Genomic DNA, 17,995 nt, shown 5'->3' with positions numbered 1-17,995 from the left:
CCGCATCGCGCTCAGGCATGCGCGGCACGCGGCCGGGTGTCCACCGCCAGGCACAGCAAGGCCGTCAACAGCGCCAGGCCGACGTGCCCCATGTACAGCGGATCGAAATCGGCATGGCTGAGCGCGCCCTTGCCCAGCAGCAGCACGGTCAGCGCCACGCCCAGCACCGCGCCGATCTGGCGCGTGGCCTGGTTGACGGCGCTGCCCACCGCATAGTGCTGCGGCGGCAGGCGGTTGACCGCGGCGCCGGCCAGCGACGGCAATACCAGGCCCACCCCCAGCCCGCTCAGGATCAACCCCGGCAGCCAGTGCGCCAGATACGCGGGCTCGGCGCCCGGCACCAGCAGGAACCACAGTCCGCTGGCGGCGTAGACCAATGAGCCGCCGACCAGGAACGGACGATGGCCCAGGCGCGCGGCCAGCTTGCCGGTGATGATCGCGGTCGGCATCACCAGCAGCGGCCCCGGGGTGACGGCCAGACCGGCCTTCGGCAGGCTGTAGTGCCAGACGCCGGTCATGTAGAAGAAAAAGGCGAAGAACATCATCGCGAAGGCGATGCCGAAGCTGAGCGTGGCCAGGTTCACGTAGCGATAGGTGCGGTGCTTGAACAGGGCCAGGTCGACCAGCGGATGCGGCGTGGTGCGGGCCCAGCCGACGAAGGCCGCCAGCGACACCAGCCCCACCGCCGCCACCATCCAGAGCTCGCCGCGGCTCCAGTGCGGCGATTCCGACTGCACGATGGCCAGCGCCACCGCGCCCACGGCCACCATCAGCAGGGCCATGCCGACGCCATCGACCCGGCGGCGCGCCTCGGGCCGCACCGATTCCTTGAGGCGGTTGGCGCCGAACCACAGCGACAGCGCCCCCAGCGGCAGATTGATGTAGAACGCCCATGGCCAGCCCGCGGCATCGACCACGAACGCCCCCAGGCTGGGGCCGACCGCCGCCGCCAGCGCGGCCACGGCGCCCCACAGGCTCACCGCCACCGAGCGCTGCGAGGCCGGGAAGGCCGCCAGCACGATCGACAGCGAGGCCGGCGTCAGCAGCGCCGCCCCCACCGCCTGCGCCACGCGCGCCGCGATCAGCCAGCCGACCGTGCCGGCCAGGCCGCAGGCGGCGGACGAGGCCAGGAACAGCAGTACCCCGACCATGAACATGCGCTTGCGCCCGTGCGTGTCGGCCAAGCCGCCGGACGGGATCAGCATAGCCGCGTAGACCACCGTGTAGGCGTTCAGCACCCACGACATGTCGGCGGCCGAGGCCTCGGGAAAGCCGGCGCGCATGGCGCTGAACGCGGCGTAGAGCATGGTCGCGTCGAGCGAGACCAGGAACACGGCGACGCTGGCGATCCAGAAGATCGGCCAGGGCGACGCGGCCGCGGACGGCGAGGCGGCGGCGGAGGAAGCCGCGGGAGTGGCGTGGGAGTGCATGGCGGTGAGACTCGGACGAGGCGAGGGATCGGAAGAAAAAGAGCGGCTTACGCCAGCAGATAGGAGGCGGGATTGGCCGACAGGCCCTGCTTGACCTGGCGCGTCGCGTCATCGGCCAGCACTTCCTCGGCGCCGGCTTCGAGGGCGTCGAAAGCCTGGGCCACGACGTCCTCGGGCGCGAGCTTGGGCGCGTCCAGGTCGCGCGTCAGGTCGGTATCCACGAAACCCATGTGCAGGCCCAGCACCTGCGTGCCCTGCTCGCGCAGTTCATGGCGCAGGCCGTTGGTCAGGGCCCAGGCGGCGGACTTGCTCATGCCGTACACGCCCAGGCGCGGCCGGTTGATCCAGCTGGCGATCGACAGCACGTTCAACAGCCCGCCGCCGCCGTTGGCCGCGAGCACCGGCGCGAACGCCTGCGCCACGCGCAGCGAGCCCAGCAGGTTGGTTTCCAGGTGGCGGCGCGCCGACTCGATGCTGTCTTCGGCCAGGAAGCCGCCGATCGCCGCGATGCCGGCGTTGTTGATGACCAGCGTCACGTCCTTGGCCAGCGCGGCCGCGGCGGCCACGTCCTGGTCGCTGGTGACGTCGAGCTGGATGGCCTGCACGCCCGGCAGCGTGACGCTGGCCGGATCGCGCGCGCCGGCGTAGACCTTGCGGGCGCCGCGGGCCAGCGCCTCGCGGGCGAAGGCCAGGCCGATGCCGCGGTTGGCGCCGGTGATGAGGACGGTGGCGTTCTTCAATTCCATGATGGATCTCCTGAGTGCTGCATTCGGGCTGTGGCCGGTGGTGCCGGCCGGTTATATAAATATGATGATCGTCATATTTACGGTGGAAAGAATGGCCGCGCAATGCGGCCTGGGATGAACCGGGTCAGTGCGACGCTTGCCGCCCCTCGCTGTCGTATTGCGCCAGGATGGACTCGCGCGCCGCCGCCAGCATGGCGCGCCCCTGCGCGTTGTCGCCCAGCGCGCGCGCCAGCTGGATCGCGCCCACCAGGTTGCTGGTGATCGCCATGGCGGCCTGCGGCGCGGCGTCGGCCGGCAACGCGCGTCCGACCACCTCCACCAGGCCCTGCACGCGGCTGGCGGACATCTCGCGCACCTCGGGCGACTGGCGCGGCATTTCGGACGCCAGCGCCGAGATCGGGCAGCCGCCCTCGCAACTGGCCAGGTGGGTCTCGGACAGATAGCCCTCGACCAGGGCGCGCAGCGGGCTGGCGCCTTCGGCGCGCCGGCGTGCGATGCTCTGGGTCATGCGGGCGGCGCCGTCGCGGCCGGCGCGCTCCATCGCCGCCACCAGCATGGCGTCGCGCGACGGGAAATGCGCGTAGAAGCCGCCATGCGTCAGCCCGGCTTCCTTCATGACGTCGGCCACGCCCACACCGGCATACCCGACCCGCCGGATCGCGCGCGCGGCCGCGTCCACGATGCGTTCGTGCGACTGCTCTTTACGGGAAGCGGGGCCGGCCATGGTCGGGACTCCTTGAATATGATGACCATAATATAAATCCGCCCGGCGCACTTTGCACGCTTTTTTTGTTGCGGCGCACTATCCGGTCGTGGCCACCCGTACCACCAGCTTGCCGAAGTTGCCGCCCTGCAACATGCCGATGAAGGCGTCCGGCGCCTGTTCCAGTCCGTCCACGGTCTGCTCGCGCAGCTTGACCTGGCCGCTGGCGAGCCACCCCTCCATGTCGCGGCGGAAGGCCTCGAAGCGTTCGCCGTAGTGGTCCAGGATGATGAAGCCCTGCATGCGGATACGCTTGCCCAGCAGGGTCGCCACCAGCCGCGGCAGGCGGTCGGGACCGGCGGGGGGCGCCTGGTCGTTGTAGCCGGCGATGTAGCCGCAGACCGGCACCCGCGCGCCGATGTTCAGCAACGGCAGCACCGCATCGAACACCTCGCCGCCGACGCTTTCGAAATACACGTCGATGCCGGCCGGGCACGCCGCCGCGAGGCGCGCGGCCAGGTCCGGGGCGTGGCGGTCCAGGCACAGGTCAAAGCCCAGCTCCTGCTCGGCGTAGCGGCATTTCTCGGCGCCGCCGGCGATGCCGACCACGCGCGCGCCCTTGAGCCGGGCGATCTGGCCCACCACCGCGCCGACCGCGCCGGTGGCGGCGCCGACCACTACGGTCTCGCCCGCCTTGGGCTGGCCGATGTCCAGCAGGCCGTAGTGCGCGGTGAATGCCGGCATGCCCAACCCGCCCAGCGCCAGCGACGGCTGCGCCATGTCGCCCAGCGGCGCCAGGTCCTGCCCGTCCGACAGGGAATAGTCCTGCCAGCCGGCATGGCCCAGCACCAGGTCGCCGGGCTGGAAGTCGGGGTGGCGCGACGCCACCACCCGGTTGACGGTGCCGCCGGCCATCGGCGCATCCAGCGGCGTTGCGGGCGCATAGCCCGGCCCTTCGGCGCGCATCAGGCCGCGCATGTACGGATCCAGCGACAGGTAGAGGGTGCGCAGCAGCACCTGGCCCTCGCCCGGCTCCGGCACTGCCGCCTGCTCGAGGCGGAAATCGGCCGGCGCGGGCAGGCCGGCGGGACGCGAAGCGAGGACGATACGACGATTGACGGTTTCACGTTGCGGCATGGTTCGATCCTGATATGACGTTAAAGTAGACCAGTCGTCTAGTAACTGGGCAAAAAAAGGCGGAACGCCATCGCGCCCCGCCTCGGGGAATCATTCGTCGCTGGTCACGCCCAGCGCCTGCAGCGAACCCGCCATGGCCGCGTCCAGCGGCTGACGGCTGCGCATGATCTTGGCCAGCAGGCTGGCGCCGAGCCAGTGCTCGTACAGGCTGGCGGCCAGGATCGCGGGCGCCAGCGGGCCCGGCGGCAGCGAGCCGTCTGCCCTGCCCGCCTCGATGCCGCGCTCGATCCGCGCGCCAATGGCCTGGGTGCCCGCCTGCAGCACCGCGCGCATGCTGTCGGACAGGTCACAGACCTCGGCCCCCAGCTTGACCACCAGGCAGCGGCTTTGCGCCGATTCGCAGGCCTGGGTGTCGCGCCATTCCTGGAAATAGCGCAGCAGCCGCTCGCGCCCGCTGCCCGGACCGTCCATCAGCCCGTCCATGTACGCCAGGTAGCCCTGGAAATAGTCTTCCAGCAGGGCCACGCCAAAGGCGTCCTTGGAACCGAAGTAGTGGTAGAACGAGCCCTTGGGCACCTTGGCCGCCGCCAGCACTTCGGCCAGGCCAACCGCGGTGTAGCCGCGCGCCAGCAGCAGCGGGCGGGCCACGTCGAGGATGTGTTGACGGACGTCGGAGGGGGTGGCGGGCGTATCCATGCGCCGCACTGTAGCAATTATTAGACCGGTCGTCTAGAAGCAGGCAATCCCTCCCGCCAGGCGTTGCCCCAGCGGGGCAACGCGCGCACTCAGCGCCAGATTTCGGGTTCGATGCTGACTTCGCCCTTGTCGGCCGAGAAATACACCACCCCGTCCGAGATATTGGCGTTCAGCTGCATGGTGCGTTCGGCCAGGCTGGCCAGCGCACGGGTCTGCTCGGACGGCAGGTTGATGACCTTCAGGTTGCGGGTGCGTTCCAGCTTGTTGCGCACGCCGTCCCACCAGATCTTGCTGGCGGAGCCGCCGTAGCAGTAGATGATGACCTGTTCGGCGCGGCCGCAGGCGCGCAGGATGCGGCGCTCTTCGGGCTGGCCGACTTCGATCCACAACGTGATGGCGCCGGTCAGGTCCTTGACCCACAGGTCCGGCTCGTCGGTGTCGCTCAGGCCCTTGGTGAAGGCCAGCTCTTCCTGGGCCTGCAGCGCGTAGGCCACCAGGCGCACCATCATGCGCTCGTCGGTTTCGGAAGGATGGCGGGCGACCGTCAGCGAGTGGCTGCCGTAGTAGTGCCGATCGGTGTCGGCCACGTTGAGGTCGGCCTTGTAGATAGTGGCGCGCAGGGCCATGGCGAAAAATCCGTTGAATGGGGCAAATGGCGAAGGCCGCCATGATACCGCCTGTGGCCGGGGCAGCCCCGCCGCCGGGGGCAATCCGCCCGCCGGCGAGGCGGCGGGCGGGAACCGCAAGGTTCAGTAGACGCCGATGGGATGGCGGGCGACAAAGTGCCCTTCCCCGACCTGCACCAGCGGCGCGACCAGCGGATCGTCGCCCAGCTTGCGCATGGGGCTGGGGATCTCGTCGACCAGCAGCGAACGCTCGCGATGGCGGCGCTGCGGATCGGCGATCGGCACCGCCGCCATCAGCTTCCTGGTGTAGGCATGCTGCGGGTTCTCGAAGATGGCGCGGCGCGGGCCGATCTCGACGATCTGCCCCAGGTACATCACCGCCACGCGATGGCTGACCCGTTCGACCACGGCCATGTCGTGCGAGATGAACAGGAACGACACGCCCAGCTCGCGCTGCAGGTCCAGCAGCAGGTTGACGATCTGCGCCTGGATCGAGACGTCCAGCGCCGACACCGATTCATCGGCGATCACCACCTTCGGGTTCAGCGCCAGGGCCCGCGCGATGCAGATGCGCTGGCGCTGGCCGCCCGAGAACTCGTGCGGGTAGCGGTCGATCATCTCGGGCACCAGGCCGCACTTGTCCATCAGCCAGCGCACCCGTTCCTCGGCCTTGGCGCCGCTGGCGACGCGGTGGATCAGCAACGGCTCCATGATGGAGTAGCCGACCGTCATGCGCGGATCGAGCGAGGCGAACGGATCCTGGAAGATGAACTGGATGTGCCGGCGCAGCGTCTGCATGGCGCTGCCGCGCAGCGCGCCAATGTTCTGGCCGTCGAATTCGATCGAGCCGCCGCGGCTCTTGACCAGCTGCAGCAGCGAGCGGCCGGTGGTGGTCTTGCCGCAGCCGGACTCGCCCACCAGCGACAGGGTCTCGCCGGGATACAGGTCGAAGCTGACCTTCTCGACGGCGTGCACGCGCTTCTGCACCCGGCCGAGGATGCCGCCGGTGATGTCGAAGGTGGTGGTCAGGTCGCGCACCTTCAGCACCGGGCCGTTCTCGCGGCGCACGGTGGACGGCGCCGCCATGGCCGGCTCGGCGGGCGTGGCCTGGCGCGCGGCGTCCTCGACCTTGAGCAACGGGAACGGCGCCGGTTCGTCGGTGCCGTGCATGGCGCCCAGGCGCGGCACGGCCGACAGCAGGGCGCGGGTGTAGGCATGTTGCGGCCGCGCGAAGACTTCGTCGGAACCGCCCTCTTCGACCTTGTCGCCGCGGTACATGACCAGCACCCGATCGGCCACTTCGGCCACCACGCCCATGTCGTGGGTGATGAAGATGACGCCCATGTCCATTTCCTCCTGGAGCTGGCGGATCAGCTGCAGGATCTGGGCCTGGATGGTGACGTCCAGGGCCGTGGTGGGTTCGTCGGCGATCAGCAGCTGCGGCTTGCACGACAGCGCCATCGCGATCATGACGCGCTGGCGCATGCCGCCGGACAGCTGGTGCGGATAACGGTCGAGAATGGCGCGGGCCTCGGGGATGCGCACCCGTTCGAGCATGCGCAGCGTCTCGGCGCGCGCCGCGGCCGCGTCCAGCCCCTGGTGCAGTTGCAGCGCCTCGGCGATCTGGTTGCCGGCCGTGAAGCTCGGGTTGAGCGAGGTCATCGGCTCCTGGAAGATCATGGCCACGTCGGCGCCGCGCACGCGTTGCAGCGTGCTGTCGGGCGCGTTGACCAGGTCCAGCACGTCGCCGTTGCGCCGGCGCAGCAGCATGCCGCCGTTGACGATGCGGCCGCCGCCGTATTCCACCAGCCGCATCAGCGCCAGCGAGGTGACCGATTTGCCCGAACCGGATTCGCCGACGATCGCCAGCGTCTCGCCGCGATCGACGTGGAACGACACGTTGCGCACCGCTTCGACGACGCGGTCCGGGGTCTTGAAGCGCACGGTCAGGTCGTTGACCTGGACGACGCGTTTGGGATCCATTGTTGCCATGATGATTACTTGTCCTGACGGGGATCCAGCGCGTCGCGCAGCCCGTCGCCCAGCAGATTGAAGCCCAGCACCACCAGGAAAATGGCCGATCCGGGGAAGATCGACATCCAGGGCGCCTGGGTCATGAAGTTCTTGGCCGTGTTCAGCATCGAGCCCCACGACGGGTTCGGCGGCTGCAGGCCCAGGCCCAGGAACGACAGGCTGGCCTCGGCGATGATGGCCGTGGCGATGGTGATGGTGGCCTGCACGATCAGGGGCGGCATGACGTTCGGGAACACGTGGCGGCAGATGATGCGCAGGTCCGAGGCGCCGAGCGCGCGGGCGCTCTGCACGTAGTCCTCGCTCTTGACGGCCAGCACCTGGCCGCGCGTGAGCCGCACGAACTTGGGCGCGGCCGACACGCCGATGGCGATCATGGCGTTGGTCAGGCTGGGCCCGAGGAAGGCGGCCAGCGCGATGGCCAGGATCAGGAACGGGATCGCCAGCAGCGCCTCGGTGGCGCGCGAGATGCAGCTGTCGGTCCAGCCGCCGAAATAGCCGGCGGCCAGGCCGAACGGCACCCCGACCACCAGCGCGATCAGCACCGACACCAGGCCGGCCATGAGCGAGGCGCGGGCGCCGTAGACCATGCGGCTGAAGATGTCGCGGCCGAGCTCGTCGGTGCCCAGCCAGTAGGACGCCGACGGCGCCTTGCGGATGGTGGTGAAGCTGGTCTGGAACGGATCGTGGTTGGCGATCAGCGGCGCCAGCAGCGCCAGCAGCACGAAGAACAGCACGATCCCCAGGCCCAGCATGGCGACGTGATTGCGTTTGAACTTGCCCCAGGCGCGATTGCGGCTGCGGGGCGGCGTGACGGCAGCGGCCGTTGCGGGAAGTGCGCTCATGCGTGCCTCAGGCGGGGGTTGACCAGGATGTAGAGGATGTCGGCCAGCAGGTTCATCAGGATGAAGCCCACCGCGACGCAGAGCACCACGCCCTGCACCACCGCGTAGTCGCGCGTGAAGACGGCGTCGACCACCAGCTTGCCGAAGCCCGGAATGGTGAAGACCTGCTCGGTCAGCACCGCGCCCGCCAGCAACTCGCCGAACAGCAGCGTCACCAGCGTGACGATCGGCATCAGCGCGTTGCGCAGCGCGTGCCGCAGCACCACGCGGCGCGGCGACACGCCCTTGGCGCGGGCAGTGCGCACGTAGTCGGCCGACAGCGCCTCGAGCATGGCCGAGCGGGTGTGGCGCATGAGATAGGCGGCGATTGCGGTGGACAGCACCAGCGACGGCATCAGCATGGTCTTGATCGACAGCCACAGGTCCTCGGTCGGCGAGACGTAGCCGGAGGCCGGCAGCAGCTTCCATTGCACCGACACCACCATGATGAGGATGATGCCGAGCCAGAAATTGGGAATCGACATGCCCGACAGTGCGGCGATGTTGGCCCCCATCTCGACCGGCTTGCCCTTGCGCACGGCGGCCACGATGCCCATGGGGATGCCCACCAGCAGCGCGAAGAACATGGCCATCGCCGCCAGCTGCAAGGTCACCGGCAGCTTCTGGGCGATCAGCGTGGTCACCGGCACGTCGGTGCGCAGCGACTTGCCCAGGTCGCCCTGCAGCACCTGGCCGGCCCAGGCGGCGTACTGCATCGGCAGCGGATCGTTGAGGCGGTATTTGTCGCGCAGGTAGTCCAGCACGGCGGGATCGCGCTCTTCGCCGGCCAGGGTCAGCACCGGATCGCCGGGCAGGATTTTCTGCAGCATGAAGACGATCATCGACACCAGTATCAGGGTCGGTATCGCGACGATCATGCGGCGCAAGATGAGTTTAAGCATGTGGAAAAACCGTAGAAAACAAAAGGCCACGCGCGCGTGGCCGGCGGGCGCGGCGGCGAACCGCCGCGCACCGATTTACTTCTGCGCGAACGTCACGCCCTTCAGGCGGATCATGCCGTCCGGGTACGGCACGAAGCCCTTGACCTTCTTGGCCAGCGCGAACGGCCACGGCTGGTAGTAGTTGTAGATGCCCGGCAGTTCATCCTGGATGATGGTCTGCGCCTGGTCGTAGATGGCGCGGCGCTTGGTCTCGTCCGGCACCGTGCGGGCCTCGTTGAGCAGCTTGTCGACTTCCGGGTTGCAGTAGTGGCCGTCGTTGAGCGCGCCCTTGCAGGTCACGAAGGTGTGGATGTTGCCGTCCGGATCGACCCGGCCCGACCAGCCCAGCATCACCACCTGGAAGTTGCCACCGGCCGATTCCTTCTGCAGGGCGGCGTACTCGGTGGGCCGCAGCGACAGGTCGAAGCCGGCCTCGGAGGCCATGGCCTGGACCATCTCGGCCACCGACGAGGTGGTGGTGTTGTTGCCGAACATGACCTCGGCCTTGACGCGGTCGAAACCGGCCTGCTTGAGCAGCGCGCGGGCCTTGGCCACGTCGCGCTTGGTCACGGGGAACTTGTCGCTGTGGTAGGGGCTGGCGGGCGGGAACGGCTGCTGCGCCGGTTCGAAGATGCCGCCACCGGCCACTTCGTTGATGGCGTCGCGGTCGATGGCCAGCTGGAACGCCTGCCGCACCAGCTTGTTCTTGAACGGATTGTCCTCGGCGCGCTTGCCGTTGCCGACGTTGAACATGAACTGCTGGAAGCCCAGGCCGGCCACCGGCGCGAAGGTCAGGCTGGCGTCGTTCTTGACCTGCGGCGCGTCGGACGGGTTCAGGCGCTCGAGCAGGTCCAGGTCGCCGGCGCGCAGGTTCGACAGGCGCACGGTGGTGTCCGGGATCGGCAGGAAGGTGATGCGCTTGAAGGCGTAGTCCTTGGCGTCGTAGTACTGGTCGAATTTCTCCAGCACGACGCGGTCGTTCTGGATGCGCTCGACGAACTTGTACGGACCCGAGCAGATCGGCTTGCGGCCCACCGCGGCGACGTCGGCGTCGGCGAACGACTTGGGCGATAGCATCATGCCGGCGCGGTCGGACAGCTGCGCCAGCAGCGTGGCGTCGGGCTGCTTGAGCGTCAGCACCAGCGTGGTGGCGTCGGGCGCCTCGACCTTGTCGACCGAGCCCAGTTCGCCCTTGCGCAGGCTGTCGGGCAGCGTCATGGCGCGTTCCAGGTTGGCCTTGGCGGCCGCGGCGTCGAACTTGGTGCCGTCATGGAACAGCGCGTCGCCGCGCAGCTTGAAGGTCAGCACCTTGTTGTCCGGGCTGAACGACCACGAAGTGGCCAGTTGCGGCACGAAGTGCAGCTTGGGATCGATGTCCACCAGCTTGTCGCACAGCGAGGTGAAGACGATGCGGCCGACGTAGGTGCGCGCGCGGTGCGGGTCCAGCACGTCCGGATCTTCCTGCAGGCCGATGCGGATGTTCTGGGCGCAGGCGGCGCCGGCGGCCAGCGCCAGCAAGCCGGCGCCGAAGGTCATGGTCAAGCGTTTCATTGTGTTTATTCCCCTTGTGGCTGCAATGCGCGGGTCAGAAGCCCACGGCCTGGCCGTCGCGCCGACTGTCGCTGGCGGCGACGTAGCCGAGCTCGTTGTCGCTTTCGGACATGCGCCAGATGAATTGTCCGGCGCCGAAGTCCATGTACGGGTCGTCCACGGACTTCAAAGCATGCCCGAGGTCTTTCAGGCCCGCAATAGTGGAAGCCTTCATATTGGTCTCGATATCCAGCGAGAAATCGCGGTTGACCTTCCAGCGCGGCGCGCAGCAGGCGGCCTGCGGGTTCTGGTGGTAGTCGACCATGCGGACCACGGTCTGCAGGTGGCCCTGCGGCTGCATATCGCCGCCCATCACGCCGAAACTCATGACCGGCTTGCCGCCGCGCGTCAGGAAGCCCGGGATGATGGTGTGGAACGGCCGCTTGCCGCCCTCGACCACGTTGGCCGACTTGGGATCCATCGAGAAGCCGACGCCGCGGTTCTGCAGGCTGATGCCGGTGCCCGGCACCACCACGCCCGAGCCGAAGCCCATGTAGTTGGACTGGATGAACGAGATCATCATGCCGTTCTCGTCGGCGGCGGTCAGGTAGACGGTGCCGCCGGCAGCCGGACGGCCGGCGCCGAAATGAGTGGCGCCGTCCAGGCGGATCAGCTTGGCGCGGCTGTCCAGGTAGTCGTCCGACAGCATCTGCTCGGGCGTGACTTCCATCGAGCGCGGGTCGGCCACGTACTTGTACAGGTCGGCGAAGGCCAGCTTCATGGCCTCGATCTGCACGTGCTGCGACTGCACCGAATCGACCGGCATGTCGGCGATGTCGAAGCGCTCGACGATGCCCAGCGCGATCAGCGCGGCGATGCCCTGCCCGTTCGGCGGGATTTCGTGCAGCTCGTAGCCGCGGTAGGAGCGGGAGATCGGCTTGACCCACTCCGGCCGGTAGCCGCGCAGGTCTTCCAGGGTCATGGCGGCGCCGCATTCCTGGCTGAAGGCGGCGATGCGCTCGGCCAGCTCGCCTTCGTAGAAGTCACGGCCCTTGGAGGCGGCGATGCGGCGCAGCGTGTTGGCCGCGTCCGGGAAGCGGAAGTGCTCGCCGACCTTGGGCGCGCGGCCATCGGGCATGAAGGCCTGGGCGTAGCCCGGCTGGTTGCTCAGTTCCTTGGCGGCGGCGGCCCACTTGTGCGCCACCACCGGCGGCACGGCGTAGCCGCGCTCGGCGATCTCGATGGCCGGTTCGAACAGTTGTTCGAACGGCAGCTTGCCGAGCTTTTCGTGCAGCGCGGACCAGCCGGCCACCACGCCCGGCACCGTGACCGCGTCCCAGCCGCGCTTGGGCTGGATCGCCAGGCCGTCGGCGCCGACGCCGTGCTTGCGCTTGAAGTATTCGACATTCCAGGCCGCCGGCGCCACGCCCGACGAATTCAGGCCATGCAGTTCCTGGCCGTCCCAGACGATGGCGAAGCAGTCGCCGCCCAGGCCGCAGGAGACCGGCTCGACCAGCACCAGGGTGGCGGCCGCGGCGATGGCGGCGTCGACCGCGTTGCCGCCCTTGAGCAGCATGCGCAGGCCGGCCTGGGCCGCCAGCGGGTGCGAGGTGGACACCACGTTGCGCGCGAACAGCGGGATGCGGACGGAGGGATACGGATTGACCCAATCGAAGGATTTCATGGCGCTTGTCTCATATAGGTAAGCAGGCGAAGGTACTCCCGTGATCTAATTAAATCAATTTGATTTTTTGTTCAGTCATAAAAGAAATTTTTGTGAATTGACCCCATGAGCACCATCCGTTTCCTGCGCACATTCCTGGCCGTCGCCCACCATGGTTCGTTCTCCGAGGCGGCCGAGCAGGTGGCCCTGACGCAGGCCGCCGTCAGCTTCCAGATGCGCTCGCTGGAGGCCGAGCTGGGCCGCGAGCTGTTCGACCGCAGCGGACGCCTGGCCATCCTGAACGCCGCCGGCCGCGAATTACTGCCGGAAATCAAGCACTTGCTGGATTTATACGACCGTATGCGGCTGCCGCGCACGGTGCCGGGCGAGCTGGCCGGGTCGGTCTCGGTGGGCAGCATCGTGTCCTGCATGGGCACGCTGTCCAAGGTGGTCTCGGGCATGAAGAAGTCCCACCCCAAGCTGGATGTGCGCATCCTCTCGGGCAAGGCCAGCGAACTGGCCGGCAAGGTCGAGGACGGCGAACTGGACGCGGCCTTCCTGGTGGAGGCCGGCCGCAAGATGGCCAGCACCCGCTGGACCCCGCTGTATGAAGAACCGCTGGTGGTGATCGCCCCGCCCTCGGCCGCCGGCCGCGACGCCCGCCAGGTGCTGGCGGGCAATCCGTTCCTGCGCTTTGACCGCACCCAGCGCACCGGGCTGCAGATCGACCGGCTGCTGCGGCGCCTGGCGGTGCCGCTGGACGAATTCCTGGAACTGAACGCGATCGAGACCCTGGTCGAGCTGGTGCGCCAGGAGGTCGGCGTGACCCTGCTGCCGCTGATCAACGGCTCGAACTGGAGCGACAGCCCGCAGCTGCGCATCCTGCCGCTGCCCGGCGACCTGGGGCCGACGGCGCGCGCCATCGGCATGCTGGAGCGGCGCGAGCACGCCCGCCAGGGCATCACGACGGCCATCTGCGACGCCTGCGCCGCGGCGTTCCGGGCGCGCGAGCCGCAGGCCGCCGCGTAGCCGGCCCGCCACACGCAAGAACGCCCCGCGTCGCCTCCCGGGCGGGAGCGAGGCGGGGCGTTGCGCCCGGCGCGGCCGCCGCCGGCCGCGCCGCGGGCGGCGCGCTTACTGGCCCATCGCCGGATCGGTGACCGACGGCTTGCCCGTCTCCACCCGGCCGGCGAAGCGGCGGATGTAGGCCGGGTCCTCGTTCAGGCGCGCGGTGAAGTCGAACCAGGCGCCGCTGGCCTTGAGCGACCACGACTGCTCGACCTGGCTGCCCGCCGGCACCGTCAACGTCCACTTCTCGTTGTTGGTGTAGTAGGCGTTGGGCGTGATGACAAAGGTGACGGGCTTCTTGCCGCTGTTGATGAAGCTGGTGTAGACGTCGCCGTTGGCGATGTCGTAGCAGACACGGATTTCCGCGCCCAGCTCCTCGGTGCGGGCCAGCGCCAGGTCGCCGGCGAAATGGCGCAGGTAGCCGTTCGGGCCCATCACCCACAGGTCGTACTTGCCGCCATCGGCGGCGGCGTCCCAGCTGCCTTCGAGTTGCTTGCCCGGCTCGACCGCGTAGCGGCGCGGCAGGCGGTCCAGATGCAGGCGGTCATAGACGTGGAACACCGCGGCGGCGGAGCCGGTGTTGGCGAACACCAGCCACATGGCGCTGGTGCCGGGCTGGGCGCGGCCGCTGGTGTGCAGTTCGTAGGGCAGCGCGCGCGAGTAGCGCACGCCGGTTTCCTGCTTCGGCTTGGCCTGGGTGGTGGTGTCCGGCAGCGGCACCTGCGCCAGGGCCTGCTGGTCGGCGCGGGTCTGGTCGGCCTGGGCCTTGGTCAGCAGCGTCAGGTCGGGCAGCTGTTCGTTGTTGGGCGTGGCGAAGTTGAAGGCCGAGGTCAGGTCGCCCAGCACCGCGCGGCGGTAGGCGCTGATGTTCTTTTCGGCCACGCCGAACCGCGCTTCCAGGAAGCGCAGCACCGAGGTGTGGTCGAAGGCCTGCGAATTGACCCAGCCGCCGCGGCTCCAGGGCGAGACGATGTACATCGGCACGCGCGGGCCGGGGCCGTAGACGCGGTTGTCGGCGGCGTCCTGCTGCGACGGCTTGATGTGGCGTTCCAGGTCGGTGTTGATGGTCGAGGCGCCCGCCATCGAACCGTCCGGATTGAGCGACGGCGCGGCCGGCGACGGCACGTGGTCGAAGAAGCCGTCGTTCTCGTCGAAGTTGACCAGCAGCACGGTCTTGCTCCAGACGTCCGGATTGGCCGTCAGGGCGTTGAGCGTTTCCTGGATGTACCAGGCGCCCTGCACCGGACTCGACGGGCCGGGGTGCTCCGAATAGGCGGCGGGCGCCACGATCCACGACACCTGCGGCAGCGAGCCGTTCAGCACGTCGTCGCGGAAGCCCTGCAGCAGGCCGCCGTCGCTGGCCATGGTGTTGGCCACGCCCTTGTACAGCGGGTTGGTGGCGTCGGCCGCGGGCGTCCAGGCCGGCGGATTGGGGTTGCCGGCGGTGGGATCGTTGCCGGACAGCTCATAGGCCTTGCGGAACTGGCGGAACCCGGCCAGCGGGTTGTCGGTGAAGTTGTCGGGCAGGTTCTGGTAGACCTTCCAGCTCACGCCGGCTTCCTGCAGGCGCTCGGGGTAGGTCTTCCAGGTCCAGCCGATGGTGGACGCGCCCAGGCCGTCCCACTGGTTGCGGGTCGACGGGCCGTTGCCCTGCGCCAGCGGATCGTTGGTGCCGGTCCAGTGGAACAGGCGGTTGGTGTTGGTGCCGCCGTGCGAGGCACAGTGGTAGGCATCGCACAGCGTGAAGGCTTCGGCCAGCGCGTACTGGAAGCCGAGTTCCTGGCGCGTGTAGTAGCCCATCGACTGGTTCTGCTTGTAGCGCGGCCATTGGTACAGGCGGCCGCCGTCCCAGGCGTTCTGGGCGTCGAGGTAGTCGTGCGGGGTGCCGGACACGCGCTGGGCGTTGCCCTTGGTGCTGTCCAGGTGATACGGCATGACCACGCGGGTGCCGTTGGTCTGTTCCCAGACCGAGCGGTTCTGGGGCAGCGGCACCGTGATGCGGTCGCCGAAGCCGCGCACGCCCTTGAACGAGCCGAAGTACATGTCGAACGAGCGGTTCTCCTGCATCAGGATGACCACGTGCTCGACGTCATTGATCGTGCCGGTGCGGTTGTTGGCGGGGATAGCCAGCGCGCGGCGGATGGCCGGCGGGAACATCGACAAGGCGGTCAGGCCGGCGCCGGAGGCGGCGGCATTGCGCAGGAAGCGGCGCTTGCCGGCGTGGATCGGGTCTTTATGGGACGTCACGGATGCGATTCCTTGAATTCTGAAAAATGGCGCGGCGTCAGGGCGCGCAACGCAGGAGAGGCTTGGCCGGCTGGGTCGGCGTTTCGGGCTGGCCGCCGGTGTTGTCGTCGTCGTCCTTGTCGCCGCCGCAGGCGGTCAAGGTGGCGGCCACCATCAGCACGGCGCCCAGGCGCAGGAACGCGCGCAGGATCGGGGAAGCAGTATTCATGTCGTGTCTATCCTCGGGACATCAGGGGAACAATTCGGAAACGGACTTGCCGGACAGGGCCAGCGACTTGACCTCGGTTTCGGTCAGGGCGCGCGACCAGAAGGCCAGGTCGTCGAAGTACATCGTGTAGGGGCCCTTGGTACCGGCGCAGCAGACGCCGTAGGTACCCTTGCCGTCTTCGTTCAGGCCCAGGTGCGGGCCGAACACGCCGGCGATCTGGGCGAAGTTGACGGTGCCGGTGGAAATCGAGCGGCTGAACCAGCCCATTTCCGTGTCGTAGACATAGGCGGCCATGGTCTTGGCGGTCTTGTCGATGACCATCGCCACGTAGACCGGCTTGTTGGGCGTGAACTTCACGCCGTTGATGTCGACGCGGCTGCCGCCGGCCAGGTTGAAGCGCAGCTCGGGGCCGGCCCACTGGGCGATCGTGATGCCGGGGTTGGCGCCGGAGTTGTAGTCCTTGTTGCCCAGGATCGAGCGGTCGTTGGCGGTGCCGTCCGACTGATACCAGAAGCCGATGGTGAACGCCTGGACGCTGTCGAGCAGGCCCGCCGGGTAATCCAGCTTGAAGGCGCCGGTCGGATCGCCGCTGCGCTGGTTCTGGAACATCTTGCCGAACACGCCGTTGTCGCTGAACGCCGGCGCCTGGACACCGTCGTAGGGCGTGATCGCGCCCCCGCCGGCGGCCTTGTCGGTCAGGTTGCCCTCGAACGGGAACAGCATCGTCAGGCCGGTGCGCAGCGACGGCAAGAGCAGCACGGGCGCCGTGTACACCACGGTGGCGCGCACCGCCGTCACGGCGTTGCCGACCGAAATGGCGTAGTTCAGTTCATGCACGCCTTCGGTGGTGAACGTGAAGCCGGTATCGACGTAGTCGGTGGCGGTGCCCGGCAGGCGCGCGATTTCCTTGCCGTCGCGGGTGATCACGATCTCGCCGGAGGGCGTGCCGACGCGGGTCCAGTTCAGCGACACGCTCTTGTTGTCCATCGAGGTGCGGCTGGCCGCGCGGCGCAGCGCCACCGGCTCGAACAGGGACGCGCCCGCCAGGTCGTACTGGCCGGCGGCGGGCGACGCGCCCAGGTACGCCAGGATGGTCGGCGTGGCGTCGGCGCCGCTGGGCAGGCCGTACCAGGCGGTGTTCCAGGCACCGTCGAACGAGGCATCGTCGGCGCTGCCGCCCAGCATCTGCGGACGGTTCATGGCCAGCAGCGTGGTCTTGTTGGGCGACAACTGCAGGCCGTCGCTGCCGCCGGTGCGGTCCAGGCCATGGCTGGAAGCCACCACCACCAGCCAGTTCTCGTCGGGGTTGCTGCTGCGACGGCCGGCCAGCTGCGCCAGCAACGCGCCGATGGCGGCGTCGGTCTGGCGCAGGGTCGCCTGGTAGCCGGCGCCGAAGCCGCCGCTCGCGGCGGCGCGCTCGGCCGCGCCGAACTGCGCCACCACCACGTCATAGCCTTCGGTGATGCGATCGCGCGCCTGGCTGGCGACGCAATCGTCGACGCCGGCACAGTCCGTCAGGCTCTGCAGGAAACCCGCGTCGCGATCGCCGCCCGTCAGGCTGGCCAGCAGCGACGAGTTGAATGCCGCCGCGGTGCGCGCGGCGGGCTTGGCCGTCTTCACGCGCTGGAACAGCGTCGGGGTCTTGGGCGCCTGGCCCTGCGCGTTGCTGCGCACGCCGTGCTGGTCGGCCCATTGGCCGGTCAGCAGCGTGGCCCAGCCGGGCGCCGACAGCGTCGGCTGCTGCGTGACGGCGCCGGTGACGCCGCCGGTCCACGACCGGGTCACCGTCAATTGCGCCAGGTTGGGCATGGACTTGTCCGCCACGCCCTGGCGATAGGCGTCATAGGTCAGGCCGTCCACGCCGATGAACAACACCTTGGTGGCCGAGCCACCGCCGGGCTGCACGGCCGGCGGCGTCGACGTGTCGTCGTCGCCCTTGTCGCCGCCGCAACCGGCCAACGCGCCGAGGGTCGCCAATGCGACGCCCCAGCGCTTCCAATTCGATACCTGCATGTTCTTTCCCTTTCGAAACCCGCTTTGTGGGTGGCCCACATAGTGGCGTCGCAAGGTGAACGACCGATGAAG

The 17,995-nt window shown here is 68.7% G+C and carries 15 protein-coding genes; 1 reads left to right on the top strand and 14 read right to left on the bottom strand.

All coding sequences use genetic code 11. From position 1 onward, the window contains the following. Positions 1-11 precede the first annotated feature (11 nt). The 11 genes from AC1HFW_RS05340 to ggt form a co-directional block, all read right to left on the bottom strand. Positions 12-1,430, bottom strand: a complete 1,419-nt coding sequence (locus AC1HFW_RS05340; RefSeq protein WP_479282150.1) for a DHA2 family efflux MFS transporter permease subunit — start codon at positions 1,428-1,430, stop codon at positions 12-14. A gap of 47 nt (positions 1,431-1,477) precedes the next feature. Then, positions 1,478-2,176: an SDR family oxidoreductase gene (locus AC1HFW_RS05335; protein ID WP_061071557.1), complete on the bottom strand. Its 699-nt coding sequence runs from the start codon at positions 2,174-2,176 to the stop codon at positions 1,478-1,480. 124 nt (positions 2,177-2,300) lie between these two features. Next, positions 2,301-2,900, bottom strand: a complete 600-nt coding sequence (locus tag AC1HFW_RS05330; RefSeq protein ID WP_061071558.1) for a TetR/AcrR family transcriptional regulator — start codon at positions 2,898-2,900, stop codon at positions 2,301-2,303. Positions 2,901-2,978: 78 nt separating this feature from the next. Continuing rightward, positions 2,979-4,016 carry an NADP-dependent oxidoreductase gene (locus AC1HFW_RS05325; protein ID WP_479282148.1) on the bottom strand — a complete coding sequence of 346 codons (1,038 nt, stop codon included), beginning with the start codon at positions 4,014-4,016 and terminating at the stop codon, positions 2,979-2,981. Between the two features lie 90 nt (positions 4,017-4,106). Further along, complete coding sequence (locus tag AC1HFW_RS05320; RefSeq protein ID WP_241073586.1) at positions 4,107-4,712, bottom strand: TetR/AcrR family transcriptional regulator; 606 nt, start codon at positions 4,710-4,712, stop codon at positions 4,107-4,109. 89 nt (positions 4,713-4,801) lie between these two features. Then, positions 4,802-5,338 carry a YaeQ family protein gene (locus tag AC1HFW_RS05315; protein WP_006394381.1) on the bottom strand — a complete coding sequence of 179 codons (537 nt, stop codon included), beginning with the start codon at positions 5,336-5,338 and terminating at the stop codon, positions 4,802-4,804. A 123-nt stretch (positions 5,339-5,461) separates the two neighbouring features. Continuing rightward, positions 5,462-7,321, bottom strand: coding sequence for a dipeptide ABC transporter ATP-binding protein (locus tag AC1HFW_RS05310; protein ID WP_241073588.1), 1,860 nt, complete (start codon positions 7,319-7,321; stop codon positions 5,462-5,464). Positions 7,322-7,335: 14 nt separating this feature from the next. After that, positions 7,336-8,214 carry a nickel transporter permease gene (gene nikC / locus AC1HFW_RS05305; protein WP_006394379.1) on the bottom strand — a complete coding sequence of 293 codons (879 nt, stop codon included), beginning with the start codon at positions 8,212-8,214 and terminating at the stop codon, positions 7,336-7,338. Then, positions 8,211-9,155 (bottom strand): ABC transporter permease, encoded by a 945-nt coding sequence (locus tag AC1HFW_RS05300; RefSeq protein ID WP_116522644.1) that lies wholly within the window; start codon positions 9,153-9,155, stop codon positions 8,211-8,213. Before AC1HFW_RS05300 ends, nikC begins: the two co-directional genes overlap by 4 nt. A 75-nt stretch (positions 9,156-9,230) precedes the next feature. Beyond that, a complete protein-coding gene (locus AC1HFW_RS05295) occupies positions 9,231-10,745 on the bottom strand; it encodes an ABC transporter substrate-binding protein (protein WP_162876416.1) in 1,515 nt (504 codons plus the stop codon). A gap of 34 nt (positions 10,746-10,779) precedes the next feature. Continuing rightward, the gene (gene ggt / locus AC1HFW_RS05290; RefSeq protein WP_479282145.1) at positions 10,780-12,408 is read right to left on the bottom strand and encodes a gamma-glutamyltransferase; all 1,629 of its coding nucleotides are present in this window, start codon (positions 12,406-12,408) and stop codon (positions 10,780-10,782) included. Positions 12,409-12,513: 105 nt separating this feature from the next. Here ggt and AC1HFW_RS05285 point away from each other — a divergent pair, with 105 nt between their 5' ends. Next, entirely contained in the window at positions 12,514-13,416 is a 903-nt protein-coding gene (locus AC1HFW_RS05285; protein WP_061071564.1) for a LysR family transcriptional regulator, read from the top strand. A 105-nt stretch (positions 13,417-13,521) separates the two neighbouring features. Here the strand turns inward: AC1HFW_RS05285 and AC1HFW_RS05280 are convergent, their stop codons facing one another. From AC1HFW_RS05280 to AC1HFW_RS05270, 3 genes are read right to left on the bottom strand one after another with little or no spacing between them, the layout of a single operon-like run. Then, complete coding sequence (locus tag AC1HFW_RS05280) at positions 13,522-15,702, bottom strand: phosphocholine-specific phospholipase C (protein ID WP_479282143.1); 2,181 nt, start codon at positions 15,700-15,702, stop codon at positions 13,522-13,524. 37 nt (positions 15,703-15,739) lie between these two features. Then, positions 15,740-15,910, bottom strand: coding sequence for a hypothetical protein (locus AC1HFW_RS05275; RefSeq protein WP_006394373.1), 171 nt, complete (start codon positions 15,908-15,910; stop codon positions 15,740-15,742). A 21-nt stretch (positions 15,911-15,931) separates the two neighbouring features. Further along, a complete protein-coding gene (locus tag AC1HFW_RS05270; RefSeq protein ID WP_006394372.1) occupies positions 15,932-17,923 on the bottom strand; it encodes an alkaline phosphatase family protein in 1,992 nt (663 codons plus the stop codon). Positions 17,924-17,995 lie beyond the last annotated feature (72 nt).

The sequence above is a fragment of the Achromobacter sp. ISS7 genome (assembly GCF_056523125.1).
Note: the sequence above shows the minus strand (reverse complement) of the source record. Positions and strands in the feature narration are given on the sequence as shown.

Bases quoted from the DNA above. Each gene is read 5' to 3' on its own strand.
- AC1HFW_RS05340 (WP_479282150.1), bottom strand. From the start codon at position 1,430: ATGCACTCCCACGCCACTCCCGCGGCTTCCTCCGCCGCCGCCTCGCCG.
- AC1HFW_RS05335 (WP_061071557.1), bottom strand. From the start codon at position 2,176: ATGGAATTGAAGAACGCCACCGTCCTCATCACCGGCGCCAACCGCGGC.
- AC1HFW_RS05330 (WP_061071558.1), bottom strand. From the start codon at position 2,900: ATGGCCGGCCCCGCTTCCCGTAAAGAGCAGTCGCACGAACGCATCGTG.
- AC1HFW_RS05325 (WP_479282148.1), bottom strand. From the start codon at position 4,016: ATGCCGCAACGTGAAACCGTCAATCGTCGTATCGTCCTCGCTTCGCGT.
- AC1HFW_RS05320 (WP_241073586.1), bottom strand. From the start codon at position 4,712: ATGGATACGCCCGCCACCCCCTCCGACGTCCGTCAACACATCCTCGAC.
- AC1HFW_RS05315 (WP_006394381.1), bottom strand. From the start codon at position 5,338: ATGGCCCTGCGCGCCACTATCTACAAGGCCGACCTCAACGTGGCCGAC.
- AC1HFW_RS05310 (WP_241073588.1), bottom strand. From the start codon at position 7,321: ATGGATCCCAAACGCGTCGTCCAGGTCAACGACCTGACCGTGCGCTTC.
- nikC (WP_006394379.1), bottom strand. From the start codon at position 8,214: ATGAGCGCACTTCCCGCAACGGCCGCTGCCGTCACGCCGCCCCGCAGC.
- AC1HFW_RS05300 (WP_116522644.1), bottom strand. From the start codon at position 9,155: ATGCTTAAACTCATCTTGCGCCGCATGATCGTCGCGATACCGACCCTG.
- AC1HFW_RS05295 (WP_162876416.1), bottom strand. From the start codon at position 10,745: ATGAAACGCTTGACCATGACCTTCGGCGCCGGCTTGCTGGCGCTGGCC.
- ggt (WP_479282145.1), bottom strand. From the start codon at position 12,408: ATGAAATCCTTCGATTGGGTCAATCCGTATCCCTCCGTCCGCATCCCG.
- AC1HFW_RS05285 (WP_061071564.1), top strand. From the start codon at position 12,514: ATGAGCACCATCCGTTTCCTGCGCACATTCCTGGCCGTCGCCCACCAT.
- AC1HFW_RS05275 (WP_006394373.1), bottom strand. From the start codon at position 15,910: ATGAATACTGCTTCCCCGATCCTGCGCGCGTTCCTGCGCCTGGGCGCC.
- AC1HFW_RS05270 (WP_006394372.1), bottom strand. From the start codon at position 17,923: ATGCAGGTATCGAATTGGAAGCGCTGGGGCGTCGCATTGGCGACCCTC.